At 53.9% G+C, this 6,280-nt stretch carries 6 protein-coding genes; 1 reads left to right on the plus strand and 5 read right to left on the minus strand.

The window, feature by feature from the left end:
* The first annotated feature begins 15 nt into the window (after positions 1 to 15).
* Positions 16 to 1,452, plus strand: coding sequence for an IS1380 family transposase (locus CIK74_RS18360; protein WP_096257871.1), 1,437 nt, complete (start codon positions 16 to 18; stop codon positions 1,450 to 1,452).
* Positions 1,453 to 1,983: 531 nt separating this feature from the next.
* Here CIK74_RS18360 and CIK74_RS18365 read toward each other — a convergent pair.
* From CIK74_RS18365 to CIK74_RS18385, 5 genes are all read right to left on the minus strand, one after another.
* Positions 1,984 to 2,718, minus strand: a complete 735-nt coding sequence (locus tag CIK74_RS18365) for a hypothetical protein (protein ID WP_096257872.1) — start codon at positions 2,716 to 2,718, stop codon at positions 1,984 to 1,986.
* 72 nt (positions 2,719 to 2,790) lie between these two features.
* Complete coding sequence (locus CIK74_RS18370; RefSeq protein ID WP_141393004.1) at positions 2,791 to 3,492, minus strand: VCBS domain-containing protein; 702 nt, start codon at positions 3,490 to 3,492, stop codon at positions 2,791 to 2,793.
* A gap of 88 nt (positions 3,493 to 3,580) precedes the next feature.
* The gene (locus CIK74_RS18375; protein WP_229677048.1) at positions 3,581 to 4,396 is read right to left on the minus strand and encodes a DUF4081 domain-containing GNAT family N-acetyltransferase; all 816 of its coding nucleotides are present in this window, start codon (positions 4,394 to 4,396) and stop codon (positions 3,581 to 3,583) included.
* 25 nt (positions 4,397 to 4,421) lie between these two features.
* Positions 4,422 to 5,588: a flavodoxin-dependent (E)-4-hydroxy-3-methylbut-2-enyl-diphosphate synthase gene (gene ispG / locus CIK74_RS18380; protein WP_096257874.1), complete on the minus strand. Its 1,167-nt coding sequence runs from the start codon at positions 5,586 to 5,588 to the stop codon at positions 4,422 to 4,424.
* 128 nt (positions 5,589 to 5,716) lie between these two features.
* A complete protein-coding gene (locus tag CIK74_RS18385; RefSeq protein ID WP_096257875.1) occupies positions 5,717 to 6,250 on the minus strand; it encodes an NAD(P)H-dependent oxidoreductase in 534 nt (177 codons plus the stop codon).
* Positions 6,251 to 6,280 lie beyond the last annotated feature (30 nt).

Here is a 6,280-nt window from a genome sequence, read left to right on the forward strand (position 1 = left end):
AGGATCACCTTTTCTGTGAACTATTCTACCCACGTTTTCCCTGCCATCTCGACCCAACTCACCGGCCAAACCTTGGTCTCCCATGCAGGGTTGTCGGTGCTGACCAGTTTCCTGAATGCGGTGGACTTCCGCCGCGTTTGCGAAGACAGGTTCAGCCAGTTCGTGCCAACCACCGCGACCCACCGGCCGGGAAAGATCCTCGGCGCCCTAGCTCTGTCCTTGGCGGCTGGCGGCGAGCAAGCCACAGATATTGACCAGCTACGAGCCGCACCAGAGCTCTTTGGCTCCGTGGCGTCGGATGCCACGGTCAGCCGGTTCATGGGCCGGATCAAAGATCAGCCAGAAGCTTTCTCCTACGGGTTCGCCACCATGACCCGCAGCCTGCGCACCAAAGTCTGGAATGCTGCCGGGCCGCGGAATCCTGCCCGGCAGGCCACGGCAAAGAACCCTTTAACCATCGACATTGATGCCTCGTTGGTGCACGTTCATTCCGAGAAACAAAATAGTGCTGGCACCTACAAAGGCGGATACGGGTTCTCACCGATGATCGCCATGGCAGACTATGGCAAAGCCAACGGCACCGGCGAAGTCCTCGCCGTGCAGTTGCGCCCAGGCAACCGGGGCGCGAATTCCGCCGCCTCGCATATCGAGGTGCTCAGCCAAGCCCTAGCCCAACTGCCTGAAAATTTCTATGACGAGGACGGGAACCTTCGTGGTGAGAAGATCTTGGTCCGTACCGACAGTGCCGGCTCTTCCCGCGAGTTCTTGCACCATCTGGATTCATTGGGGGTCCAATTCTCCACCTCGTATTCTTTGCCGGTGCTCAAGGAGCGGTTTATCCGGTGGATCGATGAGAAGAAGTACTGGGAACCAGCGCTGGACGCTGATGGTGGTCAACGAGATAACGCGTGGGTGATTGATGCAACGAAGGTCTTGGAGTTGAGGCAATACCCGCCTGGAACTCGGATTTACCTACGTGCTGAGCCGTTGCATCCCGGGGCGAAAGCGAACCTGTTCGATACGGACGGCAACCGGGTGACCGCGTTCTTGACCAACAGCCCACGGTTCAACGTGGCGTTCCTCGATGCCCGGCATCGGGCGCGTGGCAGGTGCGAAAATCGGATCAAAACGTTGAAGAATACGGGGTTGGGCAAGCTGCCGTATTGGTCTTTTGCGGCGAATCAGGCATGGGCGGACCTGGCGATGTTCGCGGTCAATTTGGTGTCTTGGCTGCAGCTGGCGGTGCTGCCTGGTGGTCATGAGGCTTCGGTGTGGGATTTGAAGCGGTGGCGGTACCGGTTGTTCTCGATGGCAGGGAAAATCGTTTCAGGTGGTCGGCAACGCCGGCTGTTGATCCCGGCGAGAGCGCCAGAAGCACAGTTGCTATGCCAGTTGCAGGAGGGTATCGGCAAGCTGTTCCAGCGGTGGCGGCACGGATTGCTGACTGCCTGAACGGGAAGTAGCTGTTCCCCTTGTTTCTTAGGTTTTGAAAGGCTATTTTGGTCCGGGTGCGTGGAGCCTGGCATTCAGCGTCGGTGGTTCAGGCGCCCTTTGGCGCGGACTGAATCAGGAACGGCCACCGGGAATCCATTGGTAGAGGATTTCGGCAGCCGTTGGATAACTGATGAAAGATCTGGGTTAGAGCGAGCGCGCCAGCAAGTGGAAGTAACCACAGTGAGCGTTTTTTCATGATTCAATCCTCACGTCGAGTAGCTGTCGCTTCCACTGTATTTGAATATTGGTTAGAAATAAAAGACATTCGTGGGTTTATTGCACCGATTTGATTTCGTCAAACGCTTCACTTCACCGATAGTGACAACTCTTCACGCAAAAAGGCTCTGGAACTTGCTTGAGGAATCCGAAAATTCACACTGGGCAAGTAGGAGTACCCAAAGTAATTTTTCAGGCTCCACACCGCATCCCGAGTTACTGTCTCAATTTCCGCATTTGGACATAGGTTAGAAATAAAGAAGCACTTCGCATTTATTGCAGTTCTTTGATTTCCTCAAATGCTTGATCCGCTAGCTGCATTGCTTCACCGGCAAGTAATGGCGCTTCCACAGTACCGCTAGAAAAAGTCACCAGTACGAAGTTGTTTCCTTCAAGGGCTTGAACCGCGACGGAATTCAAGTGCTGATCTGCCCCGACTTTCATCTGCGTAGCCATGGTCAGTGACTGATTCGCAGTGGAATCAAGCTTCAGGATCTGTCTGTCCGCGTTGACATCCTGCCCAGAAACACTCACCGTGATGGTTTCGCAGCCATCTATATTAGGTAACTTTAAGGCCTCTGAGATCTTTGTGCGCGTGGCGTCATCCGTAATCGAGAAAATTTGGATTACTTTACCGGTAGCGTCACCTTGGACTGTGGCTGAAGCCGCTACAGTCCCCGTCAGGTCGGTGACGCTATATTTTTCCTGCTCTTTGGCACATTTTTCAGGTTTGATTCCGCTCGCACCAGACATGCTCTTAGCCTGTTCCAACTGGGGTTTCATTACCTCGTTGTCCAAGATCTGGGCTGAAGAGTCATCCCCCACCAACTTAGTGACCACGTTCTTAACCTGGTCTGCTGACAGCGTCTTACCTGACTTCGGCTCTTGTTGCTGCGACGGCTGGGAGCTCGGTGCGGAGGATGCCGCATCGTCCCCACCGCTTGAGGAACAACCGCTCAGGGCCAGCATCGCGGCCAGGGGAAGTATCCATAGGGAACGTTTAGTCATTGGTCATCCTTAGAATGTGCCACGGGCTACAGCCGGGCTGGAAGTACAAGATTTTGTGAAGCCAACAAAAGGCTATTCGAGTTCCTCAAACAGCGCGTCTATACGTTCTGCGCCATGTTGAAGTTGTTCTTGAGTCTGTTTCGCCGAGGTTTGCTGCTGGAAACTAATCATGACGTTGCCACGAGCGGCACGGATTACCAGCTGCTGTTGCGTCGTCGATCCGTCACTGCTGGTAACCACATATGCGTCGTTTAGCTCGGCTTTGGTCTTCAAAGACTGTTTCGCCAAATGATAAGCACGTGTTTTTCCATCAATGGTCACCGAGTATCTAGCGCATTCACCACTAGCTTTCGATTCGCTTTCCCACTGGTTTTTTAGTGCTTGGACTTCTTGGTAGACGGCTACCGTTAGATAACGGTCATCAAACTGTACCGCTGCCATTTTTGAATTTGCTAGCTGTTCGGTAACCGGGGCAGCAAAGGTAACACCGCACTTACTCGGCGATACGCTCAGCCCTTCAATCCATGCTTGGGCTTCTGGGATGCTCTTCCGCAATTTCGCGTCAGAAATGACCTCTGCCTTGGAATCATCTTTGACGAATTCCTTCAAATGATTTTCAAGTTCGTCTGCGTTAATTTGCAAAGCGGTGCCGGAAGTTTCTTCGGTCGGTTCAGCCGGTGTGCTGCATCCGCTAAGCAACAGTCCGGCGAGGCAAAGCCCCGAGACAAAGTAGAGTTTGGTGCGTCTGGCTAGAGCCACAGAATTTCCCGTCACGATAGTTACTGTCCTCGAGTCTAGAAGACGGGAGCCTACTCATCGTGGATTGTGACCATAGAAGGTGACAGAAGGCCGTATTTAGGGGCTAGAAGAGGATAGTTGCAAAAGTTCCAACCTGCTCAAAACCAACGCGTTCGTAGGACCTGATAGCAGCTTGGTTGAAGTCGTTGACATAGAGACTGACAGTTGGAGCAAATCGTAGGGCGTAAGCAACCGTGGCCGCCATATATCCAGCGGACATGCCCTGACCTCGATATCGGGGACTGATCCACACTCCCTGAATCTGCACTGCAGCAGTGGTGACCGTGCCCAGATCCGCTTTGAAGATGATCTCACCGTATTCATCAGTGTCGATGAGCGTATGGCCTTCACGAATCAACTGGCGTACCCGGCTGCGGTAGTACCCTCCGCCATTTTCTAACGGGGAATATCCGAGCTCCTCTTCAAACATGGCAGCACTGGCCGGTAAGACGAGGTCAAAGTCCTGCAAAGTAGCCACACGCAGCGAACGTATCGCCACCGCTTCAGAACGGCGGCGGATACTCATCATTGGTTGATTTTCTCGTACGTCAAAAAAATCTTGCGGACCGGTAGCAAGCACTTCACGCATAGCCAAGACGGTTTGCGCTGGTCCGAACACCGAAGCGAAGCGTTGTCTGGTGTCTAACGCATATTGGGCGTAGGCACGAGCATGTTCATTGCTCATGGCGGTAGGCGCAATATTTGCACCCACCCAGCAGGCTGATTCCAACCCGTCCTCGCCGTTAATGCCCAGCAAGTGCGCGAACCCATCTGGGACGGCAGAACGGTGCAGAGCAAGCTGGGAACGAGTAAAGATATTGGCGACAGGGTCTTGATCAAGCAATGCGAGTAGGGCCGCAGTGTCCCTGCGGCCCAACACTCGAACTTCCCCCGGTGGGCTCTGTCTAGCTGACGGAGACCACGGGAGAACCCGAGGTAGGATTCTCGTCATTGTCCAGATCCATCTGTTCAGCTAAACGATTAGCCTCTTCAATGAGAGTTTCGACAATCTGGTCTTCGGGGACGGTCTTGATGACCTCGCCCTTGACGAAGATCTGTCCCTTACCGTTACCGGAAGCAACTCCAAGGTCAGCGTCACGAGCCTCGCCTGGGCCGTTGACAACACAACCCATCACTGCAACGCGCAATGGAGCCTTCATACCCTCTAGGCCAGCGGTGACCTTTTCAGCCAACGTGTAAACGTCGACCTGTGCACGACCACACGATGGGCAGGAAACAATGTCGAGCTTACGGGGACGCAAGTTCAACGATTCAAGAATTTGGTTGCCCACCTTGACCTCTTCGACCGGAGGGGCCGAGAGCGAGACACGAATAGTGTCACCAATGCCACGCGAGAGCAAGGAACCGAAGGCCACAGACGACTTGATAGTTCCTTGGAAGGTAGGACCTGCTTCGGTCACACCTAGGTGCAAGGGCCAATCTCCAGATTCAGCCAAAAGCTCGTAGGCACGAACCATGATGACCGGATCGCTGTGCTTGACCGAAATCTTAAAGTCGTGGAACCCATGCTCTTCAAAGAGGGAAGCTTCCCAAATGGCTGATTCGACCAATGCTTCTGGGGTCGCCTTGCCATACTTTTTCAGCAGTTTCGGGTGCAGCGATCCACCGTTGACACCGATACGGATCGAGGTACCGTGATCTTTCGCAGCAGCTGCGATTTCTTTGACCTGGTCATCAAACTTGCGAATGTTGCCTGGGTTTACACGAACAGCTCCGCAGCCAGCCTCGATCGCAGCAAAAACATACTTCGGCTGGAAGTGGATGTCAGCAATGACCGGGATCTGCGATTTCATCGCAATAATCGGCAACGCCTCAGCATCTTTATCGGTCGGGCATGCGATGCGCACGATATCGCAACCGGCGGCCGTCACCTCGGCGATCTGCTGCAAAGTTGCGTTGATGTCATAAGTCTTGGTGGTAGTCATCGTCTGTACGCTGATGGGCGAGTTCGAACCAATGCCCACACTGCCGACATTAAACTGACGAGTCTTACGACGTGGAGTAATTACCGGCGGTGGTGCCGCCGGCATGCCGAGTTTGACCGACGTCAATGGATGCCTCCGAAGTGATTGTAGGTTTTTCTATACCAAGTATCGCACCGTCTGGCGTGCTAGTGGTAAGGATGCGAGAAAAGCCACGACGAGGCCGTGGCTTTTCTCGCAAATTCACGAATAAAAACTTAGTTAGCTTCGGCTACGGTGCGAATGTTTGCCAGTACTTCGGCAACCTGCCCAACAACTTCGGCGTCATCCTTCGGGTGAAGTTCAGCAAAACGAACAACAGAGTTAGGGATGGAAAGTTTTACGTCTTCCAAAACGTTTGCTCCGGCGATGGTCAGTGCCTTGCGAGCCTCATCCTGAGCCCATACGCCGCCGTACTGGCCGAAAGCGGTACCAATGACCGCAGATGGCTTGTCCTTCACAGCACCAGTGCCGAAGGGACGGGACAGCCAATCGATGGCGTTCTTTAGTACCGCTGGCATGGTGCCGTTGTATTCAGGGGAAATCAGCAAGAGCGCGTCTGCTTCACCGGCTGCAGCGCGAAGCGCCTGGGCAGATGCTGGCACAGCACCCTCAACATCGTGGTCTTCGTTGTAAAACGGAAGGCTTTCAAGGCCCGAGTAAACGCTGACTTCAACGCCTTCTGGTGAGTTCAACACGGTTGCTTCGGCAAGCTGCTGATTTGTTGAACCTGCACGAAGGGAACCGACCAGGGTAAGGACCTTAGCCCAGGTATTTCATGA

The sequence above is a fragment of the Glutamicibacter sp. BW77 genome, assembly GCF_002332285.1.
Classification (GTDB): domain Bacteria; phylum Actinomycetota; class Actinomycetes; order Actinomycetales; family Micrococcaceae; genus Glutamicibacter; species Glutamicibacter bergerei.